The following is a 16597-nucleotide window of genomic DNA, read 5'->3' as shown; positions in this document are numbered from 1 at the left end:
TTATTCCACGAAAGCGTCAAACGTTTATATTTTCTGGCAGGTCTTCTGACTTACTCCATTTTTGAAATCCTTCCCATTAAAAAAGCAGTGGATATATTCTTCAAAAACTTTGGTGTGGAGCTTACAGCAGCGGGTCTGTTCCGGATTTTCACCGGATTCCCTTTTAAGAGCTTTTTAGGGCTCACCAAATTTCGGCAAAGATAAACAATTATTAATATATAGACCTAAATAACAAAATGATTTACAATATCATAAATAAATGACTTTGAAATTTGATTTTAAATATAAGATGATTAAAAAAACAAAGTTTAATTTTTAGAATACATTGAGGAGAATAGACTCTAAAAATTAAACTTTGAAGAAAATAGAAAGCAATATCTTCTCAGCTCTTTTTGCTTTCTGTAAAAATTATATTCCAATATTCACAAAAACACTGAAACGTGATTTCGCTTCAATATCTCCTCCGGCAAGGTGAGTATAAGCCGGCAGCATGATTTCACTTCCCAGACTGAATCTTTTATAAGAGGCCTCAAATCCCAGTTTTCCATATAAAGCACTTCCGGCCGTATTAGGTAAGGCTTCATCAAACTGTTTGTTTTGAGCATATACTTCTCCCTGTACCCCTGCTTTTGCAGAAAAAATAGTTTTTTCATTTCCTGCAATCTGATAGAACCCTGTAGCAGCATAGTTCCATTGGTTTCCGAAACGATAGTTCTTTTTATTTTCCGTTTTTATGGTGTAATCTGTATTAATCAATACTGCAATTTTATTCTTTTGAAATTTATAGTTCAGCGCTGCCTGATAATCCCAGCTTCCAGTTCCCAACTGAAAGCTCGGGTTAACCCCTGAGATTCCTTTTTCATCAAACTTCCCCAAAGGAATTTTCACTCCTAATCCTCCACTTAGCTGATGAAAACTATCCTTAGAATTAAAAAGCTTATAAATTCCCATCAGATTTAAATCTCCTATTCCATTGATCCTGATATCACCCTGCATTGTTTTCTTCTCATGAAAATGGAATGGCAAACTTGCATATACACTCAGTTTTTGGGTTAATGGTATCTTTCCCCAAATCTGTAAGGTATTGAAATACTGATCCTGTGTCAAGTCCTTTACAAATAAATTTTCCTTTGCTTTGTAATGCTGCGCAAAGTATTTAATTCCTATAAATTGTGGATTCAATAAGGATTCAAAACCTGATGAACCGTTTCCTGCAGCACAACCGCAGGCATCACAATCGTCATCAAAATCTATTGTCCTAAAATTATTCTGTGAAATATCAGCGCTGTCCCTGATTGTTTTTGCCTGGCCCATTGTAAACAGGACCATACTTATGATTAAAATGATCTTCTTCATGTCTGTATTTAAATTATTCTGCGAATTTTGGATTGGTGATAAAACCTTTATCGGATAAGGTTTTCAGAAAGGTAATAATCAATTGCTTTTCCTGACTGTTCATGGCAATTCCAATGTGATTATTCTGTTTCAGTTGCGGATCCAGATTAGGATTATCTTCTACGTTGTCTGAGTAAAAATTAAGGACTGCTTCTAACGTATAAAATCTTCCGTCATGCATATAAGGAGCTGTATACTCCACATTTCTCAAGCTGGGTACCCGGAATTTCATCCAGTCATTCTGATTCAGGGTTACTCGATGAAGACCTGCATCTTTAAATTGATTATTGTAATACATTCCTGTATTTCTAAAGCTTTCATCAGTAAACAATCCTCCGCTATGGCAAGACGCACATTTCTGATTGAATAAAGCCATTCCCTGAGATTCTTCAGAAGTGAGACTTTCTTTTCCTTGCTTGAATCTGTCATACTTGGAATCGGCAGAAATCATTGATGCCATAAATTGTGATAATGCCTTTAAGATCCTTTCGCCTGTTACATTTTCATCTCCATAGGCTGCACTGAATAGTTTTTTATACTTCGGATCATCTTTTATTTTGGAAATAGCTTCCGGCATAGAGCTATCCATTTCATTCACATCCGTCATCGGGATAATGGGTTGTTCATTTAAATTATGAATCACCCCATCCCACATATACCTTTTGAGAAATGCCATATTCTGAATGGGGGGCACATTTCTAATTCCTATCCTATCATCAACACCGTGGCTTACCGTATGTCCGTGATGGGTAAAAGCATTTTCCTGAATATGACAAAAGCCACAGGAAATGGTATTATTTCTGGAAAGTCTTCCCTCATAGAACAATTTTCTACCCAGTTCTACTCCATTTTTGGTAACCGGATTGGCAGATTTATCAAAAGTCATTTCCGGAAAATAAGATGGAAACCTCAGATCATATGCTTCATTTTTATCAAGCGGCTGCATCACCTCATCCGAACAAGAAGTACAGCTCAGGAGAATAATCCCCAGAGCCAGTACTGTTTTTATGAAAAAATTAGTCATTGTGTACATGATCTACCTTAAACATTTTTGTAAGATTGTTGGTAACATCCACCAAATGCTGGCTTGAACCCATCATCATTGCATTAGCCTCCGTAAGAGTTAATGACTTATCTCCGCTTAAAAATTGGTTTAAATCTGCCAAAATATGAATGGATGGTCTTATTTTACCATTTACTCTTGCTGTTGTAGGAAGATTCAATGTAATTTCTCTGTACAGATCAGGAGTGTTATTCTCCGCAACTTTCCCCATATTTCCTGTATGGTTCATAAATTCGGTGGTTGCCGAACCTGTTCCGTATTTCCCTTCTAATTTTACAAAGACATAGCCTGCAGCCCATGACCATGACATCCCTTTTTGTTTCGCTCTGTTCCAGAATTCAGCCTGACCGTCCATTCCTAATAGATATGCATTTTGACTGATTCCCAATCCAAATTTTATTTTCTTATAATTATTTTTCGGGATTTCGTTAAGATTTAAATAAATAATTCCTGCTACGGCATCTGCCTGATCTATTATAAATGCTCCTTTATCAGGGTTATTTTCGTTGTATTTGAATTCATTCCCATTTTCATCAATCAGGGTAATGTTGCTGATGACGTACTTTAAGGTCGAAAAATTATGTTTTTGCCCCTGAGAAGAGGTTTGTACGGTTTGGTTCAGGACAATATCCCCAAGATTATTAAATCCGTTTTCAAATTTGATCTGAAGAGTTCCGGGGGTAGTATCCTGCGGATTATCATCATCCCTGCTGCTGCATGATGAAAAAGAAAATAAGGTAAGGGCAATAAAGAATAGTGATAAAAATTTATAAATTTTCATTGTTGATTTTTTAAGTTGAATTATAATTTTTGAATGTAAAAACATTCTTTTTTTACCACAAAAGACACAAAAGTTCTTACCCTTAAGTTTATTAAGTGATAGGCTTTATGCATCATAAGAACACTTAAGTTTTTTAAAAATCTTTGATTTTTAATTTAAATAAGCTTCTGTGACTTTTGTAGTTGAATAGTGATAGTTTAACTTAAAAAACCGGGGGTTTGAAAATGTGTTTCAGAAACAGAAAAGAATATTCTGTTTTATAGATAAAATTGAAATTGAAAAATGGGATTTTTTCTGTGATAGTAACCTCTGTAATATCAGGAAGAATATAAATATCAAGAATTTTCTGTCCTGAATTCTTCACCTTACTGAATGGTGTAGACTCTGCATTATCATTGGCTTTAGCCAGCTCCTTGCTCAAGTAACATTTTCCGTTACAGTGAACTTCCGGCTTGCTTTTGTTAATACATAAGGTATCAACAATATAATTATAATTTACAGCATACTCTACCAGTGGTATCAGAGGTCTGAACACCATATAAAGGGTAAAAAGTATGCCGTAAAATATTTTCATGAAGTTATTTTTTGTTTAAAGCTTCTTCATATCTTTTGCTCACTTCTTTCCAGTTCAATACATTCCAGATTGCAGAAAGATAATCTGCTCTTTTGTTCTGATACTTCAGGTAGTAAGCATGTTCCCAAACATCAATTCCTAAAATTGGAGTTCCTTTCTCTTCTACAATATCCATTAAAGGATTATCTTGATTTGGCGTTGAAGAAACAAACAGTTTTCCAGTTTTATCCACAGAAAGCCAAGCCCATCCTGACCCGAAACGATCTGCTCCGGCTTTACTCATTTTTTCCTTAAAGGCATCCATGCTTCCAAAGGTTTCATTAATTGCCTTTGCTAATTTTGCTGATGGCTGGCTATTTTTTTCCGGTGTAAGGATAGTCCAGAAAAGCTCGTGGTTGTAATGTCCACCTGCATTATTTCTTACTGCAGGACTTAACTTGGATGTTTCAGAAAGAATCTGAATCAAGGTTTCCTTTTCCTGTGGTGTTCCTGCAATGGCCTTATTCAGGTTAGCGGCATAGGCTGCTCCGTGTTTAGAATAATGGATCTCCATTGTTTGTGCATCTATAGAACCCTCCAATGCATTATAAGCATATGGCAGAGGTGTCTGCTTAAATTGGGCCATTGTAAACTGAGCCGCAAATACTGCTCCTAAAGCAGCAATTTTCAAAATCTTCATAACATTTTGTTGTATGGTTAAACAATATTTTTTTGTTAAATGGAAGCCCTATGCTTCCGCTACTTACTTTAAAAGCTTCTTGATATCTTCTATCAAAATTTCTCTGTCAGGGTGATATTTTCCGATTAGCTTCGGAGTTTTCCCCTCCGGATCTTCATAATTTAATCCTGAATAATATAGGATCGGCATATTTTCCTTGTTGTATCTGCATCGGATGTTTCCGTCCTGATCCACCAGGGCAATCATTCCGCTATGATTTAAACTTTCGCTTTCATCCTCTTTATCTCCTACATAAATATTGAATTTATCTGCAAGATTACCGATATAGGTTCTGTCACCCGTCAGGAAATGCCAGTTCGGAGATTTCGCCCCAATTCTTTGAGCATGTTCTTTTAAGGCTTCCGGAGTATCATTTTCCGGATCAATGCTAATGGAAATAATTCCGAAGTTAGGATCATTGATCTGGTTTTGAATAGCCTTCATATTGGTATTCATCACAGGACAGATGGTGGGACATTTGCTGAAGAAAAACTCTACCAAGTATACTTTTCCAAGCATATCCTTATTCGTAATCTTTTTACTGTTTTGGTCTGTCAGTTCAAAATTAGGAACCGGCATTACCGTATACAGATTCTTCTTGAAATACCCCATTCCTATGCCTATTCCCAGAAACAATAACGCTATAACTGCAATCGGGATGATAACCTTGCTCTTGTTATTAGTCTGTTTATTTTTGGGCATAACTTTCAGGATTTTTCTTGAATTCATCTTTACAATAAGAACTACAGAAACCGTACGTCTTATTTTTATATACCGCAGTATCTTTCAAAAATTCCGCCGTTTTCATATGACATATAGGATCTTCTTCGTTCACTACCTGTACATTTTTTATATTTTCCTTGGAAGAACTCATATTGTTTTTATGCTTCACCTGAGGTTCTTTTGCACAGGATAGCAATGATATTGACAGCAATGCCGCCAAAATAAATGGAGATTTCATTTTAATGTTAAATTGAAATTAATATTATTGAATAAAGGTATAACACTAAGCAATGCATCTTGAAAAAAATCCAAACTTTAACAAAATCACTATTGAAGCTCATTGGATTACAACGTAAAAAGACACAATGATTTTATTTAAAATTATCCTGTCTATTTAAATGGGTAAGATATTGCCAGTTATAAAACTAAAATTTTAGTTTATATTAAAATTAAATGAGTGGAGGATGAAATATCCTGAAAAAATAATCTGAAGAATGAAAGTCAAGATACTCTGAACCTGGATTTTCCACCAGCTGTTCAAAGTCTTTTTGACCCAAAAAGGAAAGGATATCGTTGGAAAGAAAAACATCCAGCCCCGCAATCTTTATAGTTTGTGAACTATTGGATTGCTTTTCTGTTTTAGCCAGTTCTTTTTCTACATAGCATTTTCCTTTACAGGTAGATTGAGGAATTTCTCTGTTTTCACAAAGATTATTTACAATATAATCATAGTTTACCACATAGTTTACCAGTGGCAAAACAGGGCGTATTGCAACTGTAAAAATGATAAATATGGAAATGAATACCTTCAACTCTTCAGTTTTGTGTTACAAATATACTATTTCGAAATTGTTTTATGCTCTATTTATGATGAATGTCATTGATGGTTTTTATTGTTTTGTAATTTTTATCTCTCGCGGATTTTGCGCATTAAGCTGATATTTCTAGGTTGGAAATTCGCCAGGACGCTAAGTTTTTTTTTTAAACTCTGTGGTAAGACGCAAGGATTTTATCTCCGATAAAATTAAAAGATTTTTTGGTAATTTTCATCTCGCGAATTTTGCGGATTAAGCTGATATTTTTGTTTGGAAATTTGCCAGGATGCAAAGTTTTTTTAAAAAAAATTCTGTGGTAAGGCGCAAGGATTTTTTGGTAATTTTTATCTCGCAGATTTTGCGGAATAAGCTGATATTTTTGGTTGGAAACAATTCACTAAAAAAGCTCCACTGAAAACAGCAGAGCCTTTATTAATATAATTTAGTTGTGTTATTATTTACTTTCTAGAACTTCATTCTCTGAATTCTTACCGCATTTAAAATAGCTAACAGCGCTACTCCAACATCTGCAAATACAGCTTCCCACATGGTTGCAAGACCTCCGGCTCCAAGTACTAAAACCACTGCTTTTACAGCAAAGGCCAGAATAATATTCTGCCAAACGATCTTTTTCGTTTGCTTTCCAATATTGATAGCCATTGGAATCTTGCTCGGCTTATCATCCTGAATAACTACATCTGCCGTTTCAATGGTGGCGTCACTTCCTAAACCACCCATAGCGATTCCTACATCACTTAAAGCAACTACGGGTGCATCATTAACACCGTCTCCTACAAAAGCTACTGTTTGATTTTTTGCCTTAATCTCTTTTACCTTATTTACTTTATCTTCCGGTAAAAGATCTCCAAAAGCATTGTCGATACCAAGTTGGTCTGCAACATATTTTACAACGGTTCCTTTATCGCCACTCAACATTGTGGCTTTTACGCCCATTTTGTGAAGATTATCAACTGTTTCTTTTGCATCTTCTTTTATACTGTCGGCAATAGTGATATACCCTGCAAATCTTTTATCGTAAGCTACTGCGATAAGGGTGTACACAATATTAGCATGGTTAATATCGTATTGGATATTGAATTTATCCATTAACTTGAAGTTTCCTACCAAAAGTTCTTTTCCGTTAACTGCAGCTTTTAATCCATGTCCTGCAATTTCCTCTACATTTTCCAGCGGAATGGAATAATTAATATCTCCTACATAGTTGTGAATGGCGGTTGCCACAGGGTGTGTGCTTTTGCTTTCCAGCACATTGACTAATTGAAGGATTTCATCTTTATTAAATTCGGAGATAATGCTTACTTTCTGAACTTTGAAGACTCCTTCAGTCATCGTTCCCGTTTTATCCATCACAACATTTTGAATCTCAGCAATGCTGTCCAGGAAGTTACTTCCTTTAAATAAAATTCCGTTTCTGCTGGCAGCTCCGATTCCTCCGAAATATCCCAACGGAATGGAAATTACCAATGCACAAGGACAAGAAATTACAAGGAAAATTAATGCTCTGTACAACCAGTCTCTGAACTGATAATCATTGACAATGAAATAGGGCAGGAAACAAATTCCTATGGCAAGAAAAACTACAATCGGCGTATAAACCTTAGCAAATTTTCTGATGAACAACTCAGTAGGAGCCTTTTGAGCAGTTGCATTCTGAACCAGTTCTAAGATTTTACTTAATTTACTGTCTTCATAAGCCGTAGTTACCTTAACAAGGGCTATACTGTTCATATTGATCATCCCTGCCAATACAACTTCACCTTTATTTTTGGTGTCCGGTTTACTTTCTCCTGTTAAAGCAGCTGTATTGAATGATGCCGAATCCGAAAGTAATTCCCCGTCCAATGCCAGTTTTTCTCCGGGCTTCAACTGGATGATATTCCCTACTTTGGTTTCTTTGGCTTTAATGGTTTTAGGCTGATTACTTTCCATAATCGTTACCTCATCGGGACGCTGATCCAGTAAGGCTTTTATATTTCCTTTTGCTCTGGTTACCGCCATAGATTGAAAAACTTCTCCTACGGCATAAAAAAGCATTACTGCAACTCCCTCAGGATATTCTGCAATGGCAAAAGCTCCAATAGTAGCAATGCTCATCAGAAAGAATTCTGAGAATACATCTCCTTTAATAATACTTTTATAGGCATCTTTTAATACCGGAAATCCCACAGGAATATAGGCTGCCAGAAACCATACTAACCTTACCCAGCCTGTAAACCATGCCGGTTGTATATAATTGTCAAAAGCAATTCCTAATAATAGGATCACAAAGGATATGATGGCCGGCAGAAACATCTGAAAGATCGTCTGATCTCCGGAATCATGGGAATGATCATGCCCGTCATGGTCATGTCCATCTCCTTCTGAATGATTATGATTGTGTCCTTTTGGTTCTATTTTTTCTGGGGTTGTACTACAGCACTTTTCCATAACTGATATTTTTATACAAATTTAATGGTGAGACGGATGCAATGCTATTGCAAACTTTCAAGACAGTTTTCACATATTCCTTTAGCAAAAAGCCTTATTTCATCAATCCTGAAATTGGTCTGAATATTTTCGGGAAAGGAAATATCCTCTTTACATGTCGTTTGTTTACATATTTTGCAATAGAAATGAAGATGCCAGTCCTTATGGGTTTTCTCATCACAATCGTCATCGCATAACTTGTATTTTGTGGTTGTATTTTCCTGTATGCTGTGAACAATTCCTTTTTCTTCAAAGGTTTTTAATGTTCTGTAAATGGTAATTCGGTCTGCATTATCAAAGTGATTTTCTATTTCAGAGAGAGACATTGCTGCGTCCTGTGAGCTTAGAAAATCGTATACCAGAATCCTCATACTGGTGGGTTTGGTATTTTTATCAATGAGCTTATTTTCTATATCTTTTTTCATTTTCAACAATTTAAAATTTACAGATGGACTTCATTTTCTTCGTAACCCTCTTCTTCTATCTGAAAAGTGGTATGACTTATTTTAAAGTTCTCCACCGTTTTTTCTGTTAATGTTTTTAATAATTGATTCTGTGGATATGTTTCTTCTTTCACAATGTGGGCACTCATTGCATTCACACTTGATGTTAAAGACCATACATGAAGATCATGAACGTTTTTTACCCCCTGTGTTTGCTCCAGCGATTTGCGCAGCTCATGGATGTCTACATCATTTGGAGTTCCTTCTAATAATACGTTGATTGCTTCTTTCAAGAGTCTCCACGTCCTTGGAAATATTAAAAGGCCAATGGCTGCAGAAATCAACGGATCGGCATAATACCAGCCTGTTGTCCACATAATAACTCCGGCAATCATTACTCCTACAGAAGTTAACATATCTGAAAGAACTTCAAAATAGGCTCCCTTCATATTAAGACTTCCCTCTGAATCTTTTCTTAGAATCATCATTCCTACAATGTTTACTACCAGCCCTATCCCTGCCACAATCAGCATAGATTTACTCTGTACTTCCGGTGGATCCTGAAAACGTCGATATGCTTCAAAGAGAACATATATTGAAATTCCTAACAGCACCACTGCATTAATAACTGCTGCCAGTATTTCTGTACGGTAATATCCGTAGGTTCTGGAAGGGTCTGCTTTTTTCTCACCTATTTTTATGGCAATAAATGCCAACAATAACCCTACAACATCCGTCAGCATATGTGCTGCATCGGCTAATAAGGCAAGGCTATTGGTAACAAGCCCTCCTATCACCTCAGCAATGAGATAGGTGCCACTAAGGCATAGTACAATCAGGAGTTTTTTTTTATGTCTGCTCCCTGCAGAGGGAAGTTGTGTTTGTGTTTTGGTTTCCATATCTGCTGGATTAATTACATTTCATAATAGGATGAATTTTCTTTTTTTAAAGGAACATTTTGCTCCCCAATCATTTGTCTGATATTGATTTCTATAGTTTGCGCAAGAGAAGTCACAGGAGTATCCACCGGGCCATTTTCGAATGGATCCTGCATAATGATAGATGTTTTTTCTATCGTAATAAACACTATTGGAACCAGAAAAGTAATCATAATCTCTACCGTCAGCTGTGAATCATCCAGTCCAAATGGCAATATAGCGGCAAACACATAGATCAGGATATGCACTAAAACACTGTAAGACCTCGGAAAAACGGTGTTTTTTAATCTTTCACATTTTCCCATACTGTCACAAAGCCTTGTAACCATATCATTCAGTTGCATCTGCTGGAAATCTGTAAGCCCTTTTGAAGCAGCAATTTCCCTCAGCTGTTTGGAATGAGCATCTAGAAGTGCATTAGGAATATTAACCGCACTGATCTTGTTTTCATCCAAATATTTTTGAACTTTATCAGAAAAAGGCAGCTTTCTCAAAGATTCTCCCAATGCATAAGTCCAGATGATCTGTCTTTCTGCAATGGCTCTGATATTTTTATCTCCCTCAGGTAAAAACTGATTGACCAATCTCACCAATGTTCTGGAATCATTCACAATGGCTCCCCACACCGTTCTGGCTTCCCACCAGCGTTCATAGGACTGTGAGGTTCTGAACGCCAGCAATAATGAAACCGCAGTTCCTAAAAGTGCAGGAATGTTCAGTGGAAGTGAAATTTTTTGAAACCACGGCAGCATGTCCAAAAGTCCAATAACCACGGCGAATATTCCGATAAACAGAATTTGAGATTTTATTTCACGGATGAAATACCAGACTGATATTTTTTTGTTTAATAACATAGTTGGGCAAGTATTAAATTTTATAAGATACACTTTGCTTTCCCTCAGTCGTTTTACTTCAATAAAAACTATTCCGTAAACAGCTCTAATTTAAGTATAAAAATCGACATTTCATTGGTTTTAAAGACTTTCATTAATGTTCATGTTCTCCTGAATTCACGAGCTTGGCATTTACAAAAAAGGCTCCTTTTACAACAATTTTGGCATTATCCGGAATTTGTCCAATAGATGTAATGGCGGTGTATCCCATGTCTGAAGTTCCTTTTACTACTTCCATTTTTTCAAAATTCAGGGTCTTCGGATGTGGTTTTCCTTTTTCGTCATGCTCTTCTTCTACCTTTTTATCAGTTTGTACAAAGACATAGTATTTTCCGTCTGCTTCTACGATGGCTTCGGTAGGAACTGCAGGCGTTGTACTTTTATCAAGGCTTACCAGTCCTGTAATGTTCATCCCGTCAATCAGCCCTGATTTATTTCCTATCACTTCGCAGTGCATTGAAATGGTCTTGCTTTCGTTTTCAAAGGAAGATCCAATGCTGTAAATCTTTGCATCATATTCTGTTTCGGGATTATTGGTCAGTTTAAAATGAACAATCTGCCCTACCCTCATTTTGGGAAGATCTTTTTCAAATACCTGAAGATCCAGATGGATGGAACCATTATCAATTACTGTAGCAACAGGGGATGAAATATCTACATAACTTCCTATCTGTGCTGTAATACTACTAATTGTTCCACTGATCGGAGCTGTGATTACCAAACCTGACTTCATGTTACCATTGTTTACACTTCCCGGGTTTATTCCCATCATTTGAAGCTGTTTCAAAAGGGAGGCTCTTTTGGTTCTTAAGGTCTTCAATTCTGCATCTGCACTTTGAAGATTCTTTTTTGCGCCTGCATCATTATCGAAAAGCTCCCTTTGTCTTCTGAATTCCTGTTCAGCATAGGCAATCCTGCTATTGGTAGTCAGATAATCTTCCTGAAGCTGTATATATTCAGGATTGGCAATGGTTGCGATAACCTGTCCTTTTTTCACAATACTTCCAACCTGGATATTTATTGTTTTAATAATTCCGCCATATAGAGAAGTAATGGTTGCCTTATTACTGTTCGGCACACTCAAAAGGCCATTTGCTTTGATGGTTGAGGTAAGCTCTTTCATTTCTACCGATCCCAAATCCACTCCTACCGACTTCATCTGCTCTTCTGTTAATGAGGCAATAGTTTCAGGTACTTCTTCATGTGCTTTCTCTTTCTGTTCTGTTTTTTCCGGTGCTTTTTCTTCTGTAGATTCTTTTTTTCCACAGCTTATTACCACCAGAGAGATTAATACAAGAGATATGATATTATATTTGAGTTTCATATGTGAATATTTATTTTTTCTAAAATCGTATGCCATCATCTTCATTGGTGAATTTTCTGTTAATAGCGACTTCATATTATTTGTTAATGATTGAATTAATGATAACTACAGATTGATTCACCTGCTGGATGGATTCCAGATATTTTAATTGAATATTGGTAGCTGTCTGTAAGGCAAAAAGATATTCTACATAGGAAATTTCCCCTGTTTTATATCCTAATTGAGCTGCCTTTACAATTTTCTCGGCATTAGGCAGCGCCTGATTGGTATAGTAATCATACTGCTGCGTATCCTGCTGATATTGATTAAATGCATTTTCCAACTGGGCAGAAAGTTGTTTTTTCTGCATTCTCGCGTTAGTTTCTGCCACCTGTTTATCATATTCTAAAGCCTGCATTCTTGCCTTTGTAGCACCAAATGTCAAAGGTATTGCCACTCCTACCGTTGCTGATTGAAAACGCTTCCCGGAATCATAGAAATTTTCTTGTCCGTTTATGGTATGGAATCCTATTAATGATTGGTTTGTATATCCCAGGCTGAAATCCGGTAAACCGAGGGCCTTTTCTACCTTTTTATTCTTCTCCGCAATTTCCATTTCATGATAAAAAGCCTTTACTGTAGGGTTATTGGCTACCACCGCACTATCCAATACATTTTCTGCCTTTAAAGGTTCATAATCTGTTTTGAATGGGACTTCCAGGTTTTCTGAAGTATTCAGGAGTGTTTTTAAATTTTTATAGGCATTATTCAGAAATACTTCATTTTGTCTCAGTAAAAGGTCTATTTCTCCCTTTTGGGTTTCTGCTGTATTGATTTCGATCTTTTTGATGTCACCAGCTTTAAATCTTACTGTTGCAATTCTGATAAATTCTTCATAAAAACCAGCCAGACTGGTCAGCTTTTCTTTATTATACTGAAGATATTCAATCTGGTAATAATAGGTCCGAACATCTTTAACAAGCTCGTTGGCTGTAACTTCTTTATCAATCTGCTTACTCTTAATATTTTCATTAATGAGCTCCTTTCTTGCCTTAAACAATGTGGGAAAAGGAATGCTTTGTGAAATAGCAAAAGACTGGTCGAATTTTGGGCTGTTATATTGGCCCAGCTGAGCATCAAAGCTTAATTTGGGAAGTTCCTTTACCGTAGGTCTTAAAGCTTCTGCAGATTTTATGCTTAAGTCCTTAGACTGTAGCGTTAAATTATTATTCATCGCCATTTGCACAGCCTCTTCCACGGATATGGGTCGGGTTTGAGCTTTAAAGGTATGTCCCATCATCATTAGTCCTAAAACAAGAATGATTGTAAATGATCCAGTCTGGTTATTTTTTCTTTTCAAAATCTTTGTATTAAAAATAATGTACAGCATGGGTAGAACGAATAATGTAAGGAATGTTGCCGATACCAATCCTCCAATAACTACTGTTGCCAAAGGTTTTTGTACTTCCGCACCCGCTCCTGTAGAAATCGCCATGGGTAAGAATCCCAGTGATGCTACAGTGGCCGTCATCAAAACGGGTCTCAATCTTGTTTTTGTTCCTTCAAAAACACGTTTTAAAATATCTGTCTCGCCATCTTTTTCCAATTGATTAAAGGTTCCTATCAATACGATTCCGTTAAGAACCGCTACTCCAAAGAGAGCAATAAATCCGATTCCGGCACTGATACTGAATGGCATATCTCTTATAATCAAGGCAAAAATACCTCCGATGGCACTCATGGGAATAGCTGTAAAAATTAATGCAGCCTGCTTGAATGAACGGAATGTAAAATACAATAGCATAAAAATAAGAAGCAGTGATATTGGAACAGCAATCATCAGACGTTTGCTTGCTTCCTGTAGATTCTCAAACTGCCCGCCATAGGTAAAGTAGTATCCGGATGGTAATTTTACCTTATCCAGTTTTGCCTGAATGTCCTTTACTACACTTTCCACATCTCTACCTTTTACATTGAATCCGATTACAATTCTACGTTTTCCCTGTTCACGACTGATTTGGGCAGGACCAAGCTTATAGCTCACATTGGCAACCTGCGACAATGGAATCTGTGCTCCTGTACCTGAGGTAATCATCAGGTTATTCACATCTGAAATATCTGTTCTGTGAAGACTGTCCAAACGTACTACCAGATCAAAACGTCTTTCATTTTCAAAAACCTGTCCCGCAGCTTTTCCTGCAAAAGCAGTACTTACCGCATTGTTGACATCTTCTATATTTAATCCGTAATTAGCAATTCTTGTTCTGTCATACTGCACATTGATCTGCGGAAGACCGCTTACTCTTTCAATCTGAGGAGCCGTAGCCCCATCTACAGTCTGAATGATCTTTCCAACTTTATCAGCATACACGGCCAATGAATCTAGGTTTTCCCCGAAGATTTTCACTGCAACATCCTGTCTGATCCCTGTCATCAGTTCATTAAAACGCATCTGAATAGGCTGGTTTTTCTCGAAGAATACCCCAGGAATTGTTTCCAGTTTTTCACTGATTTCATCTGCCAATTCGTTGTAGGATTTTTTAGTTTTCCATTCGCTTTGTGGTTTTAGTACAACAATCATATCGGTTGCTTCTGGCGGCATCGGGTCTGTAGGCACCTCAGCAGATCCTGTTTTCCCTACTACCATTTTCACCTCATCAAATTGCTTGATGATTCTGGAGGCCTGCATGGAGGTTTCTATACTTTGGCTCAAGGAACTTCCCTGTGGTAAAATACAGTGAAATGCAAAATCTCCCTCCTGCAATTGTGGTATAAACTCACCACCCATATTTTTAAAGGTAAATGCTGAGATTACAAAAACCGCTACTGTTGCTGAAACAACAATATATTTTACTTTGATTGCTTTCTGCAATAATGGCTGATAAATTTTCTGAAGACGATTCATCATTTTATCTGAAAAAGTTTCCTTGTGTGATATTTTTTTGGATAAGAACAAGGCACTCATCATCGGGATGTAGGTTAATGACAGGATCAAAGCTCCAAGAATTGCAAATCCTACTGTTTTTGCCATTGGTGTGAACATTTTCCCTTCTACACCTGCTAAGGTAAGGATCGGAATATATACAATCAGGATGATGATTTCCCCGAATGCTGCACTGCTTCTAATCTTTGATGCAGACAAGAAAACTTCTTCGTCCATTTCAGACTGTGTTAAAGTCCTCATTGATTTCCTTAGTCCCAGATGGTGCAAGGTTGCTTCTACGATAATCACAGCTCCGTCCACAATCAACCCGAAGTCTATTGCCCCAAGGCTCATCAGATTGGCACTCACTCCGAAGACATTCATCATTCCCAATGCAAATAATAAGGAAAGCGGAATGGCAGAGGCAACAATAAGCCCTGCTCTAAGGTTTCCAAGAAAAACAACAAGAACGAAGATAACGATCAACGCCCCCTCAATCAGATTTTTCTGAACGGTACTAATAGCCCTGTCAACTAAATCCGTTCTATCTAAAAACGGCTCTATTACAACATCATCCGGAAGCGATTTCTGAATGGTAGGAATCTTCGCCTTGATATTACCAACAACTTCATTGCTGTTTGCTCCCTTTAGCATCATCACTACTCCACCCACGGCATCTACTTTTCCGTCATAGGTTAATGCTCCATACCGTACAGCGCTTCCTAAGCGAACATCAGCAACATCTTTTATAAAAATCGGAACGCTTCCTGTTTCATTTTTAACGGCAATATTCCTGATGTCTTCCAGGGAAGTGACAAGTCCTATTCCACGGATAAAATAAGCGTTGGGCTTTTTATCAATATAAGCTCCACCTGTATTTTGATTATTCTTTTCAAGGGCTGTAAATATTTCAGTAATACTGGTTCCCATCGCCTTTAAACGATTGGGATCAATAGCTACTTCATATTGCTTTAATTCTCCCCCAAAACTGTTGATTTCCGCAACTCCCGGAGTTCCGTTAAGCTGTCTGCGGACAATCCAATCCTGCATGGTTCTTAATTCCTTGGCATTGTATTTCTTTTCGCTTCCTTTTTTCGGATGAAGAATATACTGATATACTTCTCCAAGACCTGTACTTACGGGAGCTAATTCAGGAGTACCCACTCCTTTCGGAATTTCCTCTACTGCATTTTTTAATTGCTCACTAATAAGCTGTCTGGCAAAGTAAATGTTTACATCTTCCTTGAAAACCACTGTAATTACAGAAAGTCCGAATCTTGAAATACTTCTTGTTTCCTGAATATCCGGAACATTTGCGATACTTTGCTCAATGGGAAAGGTGACTAACTGCTCTACTTCCTGCCCAGCCAATGTAGGACAAGCGGTAATGATTTGCACCTGATTGTTTGTAATATCCGGTACTGCATCTATGGGCAATTTTGTGGCACTCCAGGTTCCCCAGATGATCAGTATCAGGGTCATAATACCAATAACAATCTTGTTTTTGATACTAAATTTTATGATTTTATCTAACACGATTT

Annotated in this window: 14 protein-coding genes and 1 riboswitch; all 14 genes read right to left on the bottom strand. The window is 37.0% G+C overall.

Features of this window, described 5'->3' with window-relative positions; all coding sequences use genetic code 11:
- Nucleotides 1-18: 18 nt before the first annotated feature.
- A riboswitch (cobalamin riboswitch) is annotated at nt 19-204 on the bottom strand.
- A gap of 204 nt (nt 205-408) precedes the next feature.
- The 14 genes from EG359_RS16405 to EG359_RS16340 all read right to left on the bottom strand — a co-directional run bounded on the left by EG359_RS16405 (nt 409) and on the right by EG359_RS16340 (nt 16592).
- Nucleotides 409-1356, bottom strand: coding sequence for a transporter (locus EG359_RS16405; protein WP_076353221.1), 948 nt, complete (start codon nt 1354-1356; stop codon nt 409-411).
- Nucleotides 1357-1369: 13 nt separating this feature from the next.
- Nucleotides 1370-2419 (bottom strand): cytochrome-c peroxidase, encoded by a 1050-nt coding sequence (locus EG359_RS16400; RefSeq protein ID WP_076353220.1) that lies wholly within the window; start codon nt 2417-2419, stop codon nt 1370-1372.
- Nucleotides 2412-3239: an MbnP family protein gene (locus EG359_RS16395; RefSeq protein ID WP_076353440.1), complete on the bottom strand. Its 828-nt coding sequence runs from the start codon at nt 3237-3239 to the stop codon at nt 2412-2414. The genes EG359_RS16400 and EG359_RS16395 overlap by 8 nt, the downstream gene beginning before the upstream one ends.
- 202 nt (nt 3240-3441) lie before the next feature.
- Nucleotides 3442-3813, bottom strand: a complete 372-nt coding sequence (locus EG359_RS16390; protein ID WP_076353219.1) for a hypothetical protein — start codon at nt 3811-3813, stop codon at nt 3442-3444.
- Nucleotides 3814-3817: 4 nt separating this feature from the next.
- A complete protein-coding gene (locus EG359_RS16385; RefSeq protein WP_076353218.1) occupies nt 3818-4492 on the bottom strand; it encodes a superoxide dismutase in 675 nt (224 codons plus the stop codon).
- Between the two features lie 63 nt (nt 4493-4555).
- Nucleotides 4556-5233, bottom strand: a complete 678-nt coding sequence (locus EG359_RS16380; RefSeq protein ID WP_076353217.1) for an SCO family protein — start codon at nt 5231-5233, stop codon at nt 4556-4558.
- On the bottom strand, nt 5220-5492 hold the full coding sequence (locus EG359_RS16375) for a YHS domain-containing protein (RefSeq protein ID WP_084180369.1): 273 nt from the start codon (nt 5490-5492) through the stop codon (nt 5220-5222). Before EG359_RS16375 ends, EG359_RS16380 begins: the two co-directional genes overlap by 14 nt.
- Before the next feature lie 211 nt (nt 5493-5703).
- Nucleotides 5704-6066, bottom strand: a complete 363-nt coding sequence (locus tag EG359_RS16370; RefSeq protein ID WP_076353216.1) for a hypothetical protein — start codon at nt 6064-6066, stop codon at nt 5704-5706.
- 468 nt (nt 6067-6534) lie between these two features.
- The gene (locus EG359_RS16365; RefSeq protein ID WP_449384913.1) at nt 6535-8184 is read right to left on the bottom strand and encodes a heavy metal translocating P-type ATPase; all 1650 of its coding nucleotides are present in this window, start codon (nt 8182-8184) and stop codon (nt 6535-6537) included.
- 377 nt (nt 8185-8561) lie between these two features.
- Nucleotides 8562-8981, bottom strand: a complete 420-nt coding sequence (locus EG359_RS16360) for a Fur family transcriptional regulator (protein ID WP_076353214.1) — start codon at nt 8979-8981, stop codon at nt 8562-8564.
- Between the two features lie 17 nt (nt 8982-8998).
- Nucleotides 8999-9898, bottom strand: a complete 900-nt coding sequence (locus tag EG359_RS16355) for a cation diffusion facilitator family transporter (protein WP_076353213.1) — start codon at nt 9896-9898, stop codon at nt 8999-9001.
- A gap of 14 nt (nt 9899-9912) precedes the next feature.
- Nucleotides 9913-10791 (bottom strand): bestrophin family protein, encoded by an 879-nt coding sequence (locus tag EG359_RS16350; protein ID WP_076353212.1) that lies wholly within the window; start codon nt 10789-10791, stop codon nt 9913-9915.
- Nucleotides 10792-10924: 133 nt separating this feature from the next.
- Nucleotides 10925-12154: an efflux RND transporter periplasmic adaptor subunit gene (locus EG359_RS16345; protein WP_076353436.1), complete on the bottom strand. Its 1230-nt coding sequence runs from the start codon at nt 12152-12154 to the stop codon at nt 10925-10927.
- 76 nt (nt 12155-12230) lie between these two features.
- Complete coding sequence (locus EG359_RS16340) at nt 12231-16592, bottom strand: CusA/CzcA family heavy metal efflux RND transporter (RefSeq protein WP_076353211.1); 4362 nt, start codon at nt 16590-16592, stop codon at nt 12231-12233.
- Between the last annotated feature and the right edge of the window lie 5 nt (nt 16593-16597).

This window comes from Chryseobacterium joostei, assembly GCF_003815775.1.
Classification (GTDB): Bacteria; Bacteroidota; Bacteroidia; order Flavobacteriales; family Weeksellaceae; genus Chryseobacterium; species Chryseobacterium joostei.
This window is presented reverse-complemented; position numbering and strand designations above follow the sequence as displayed.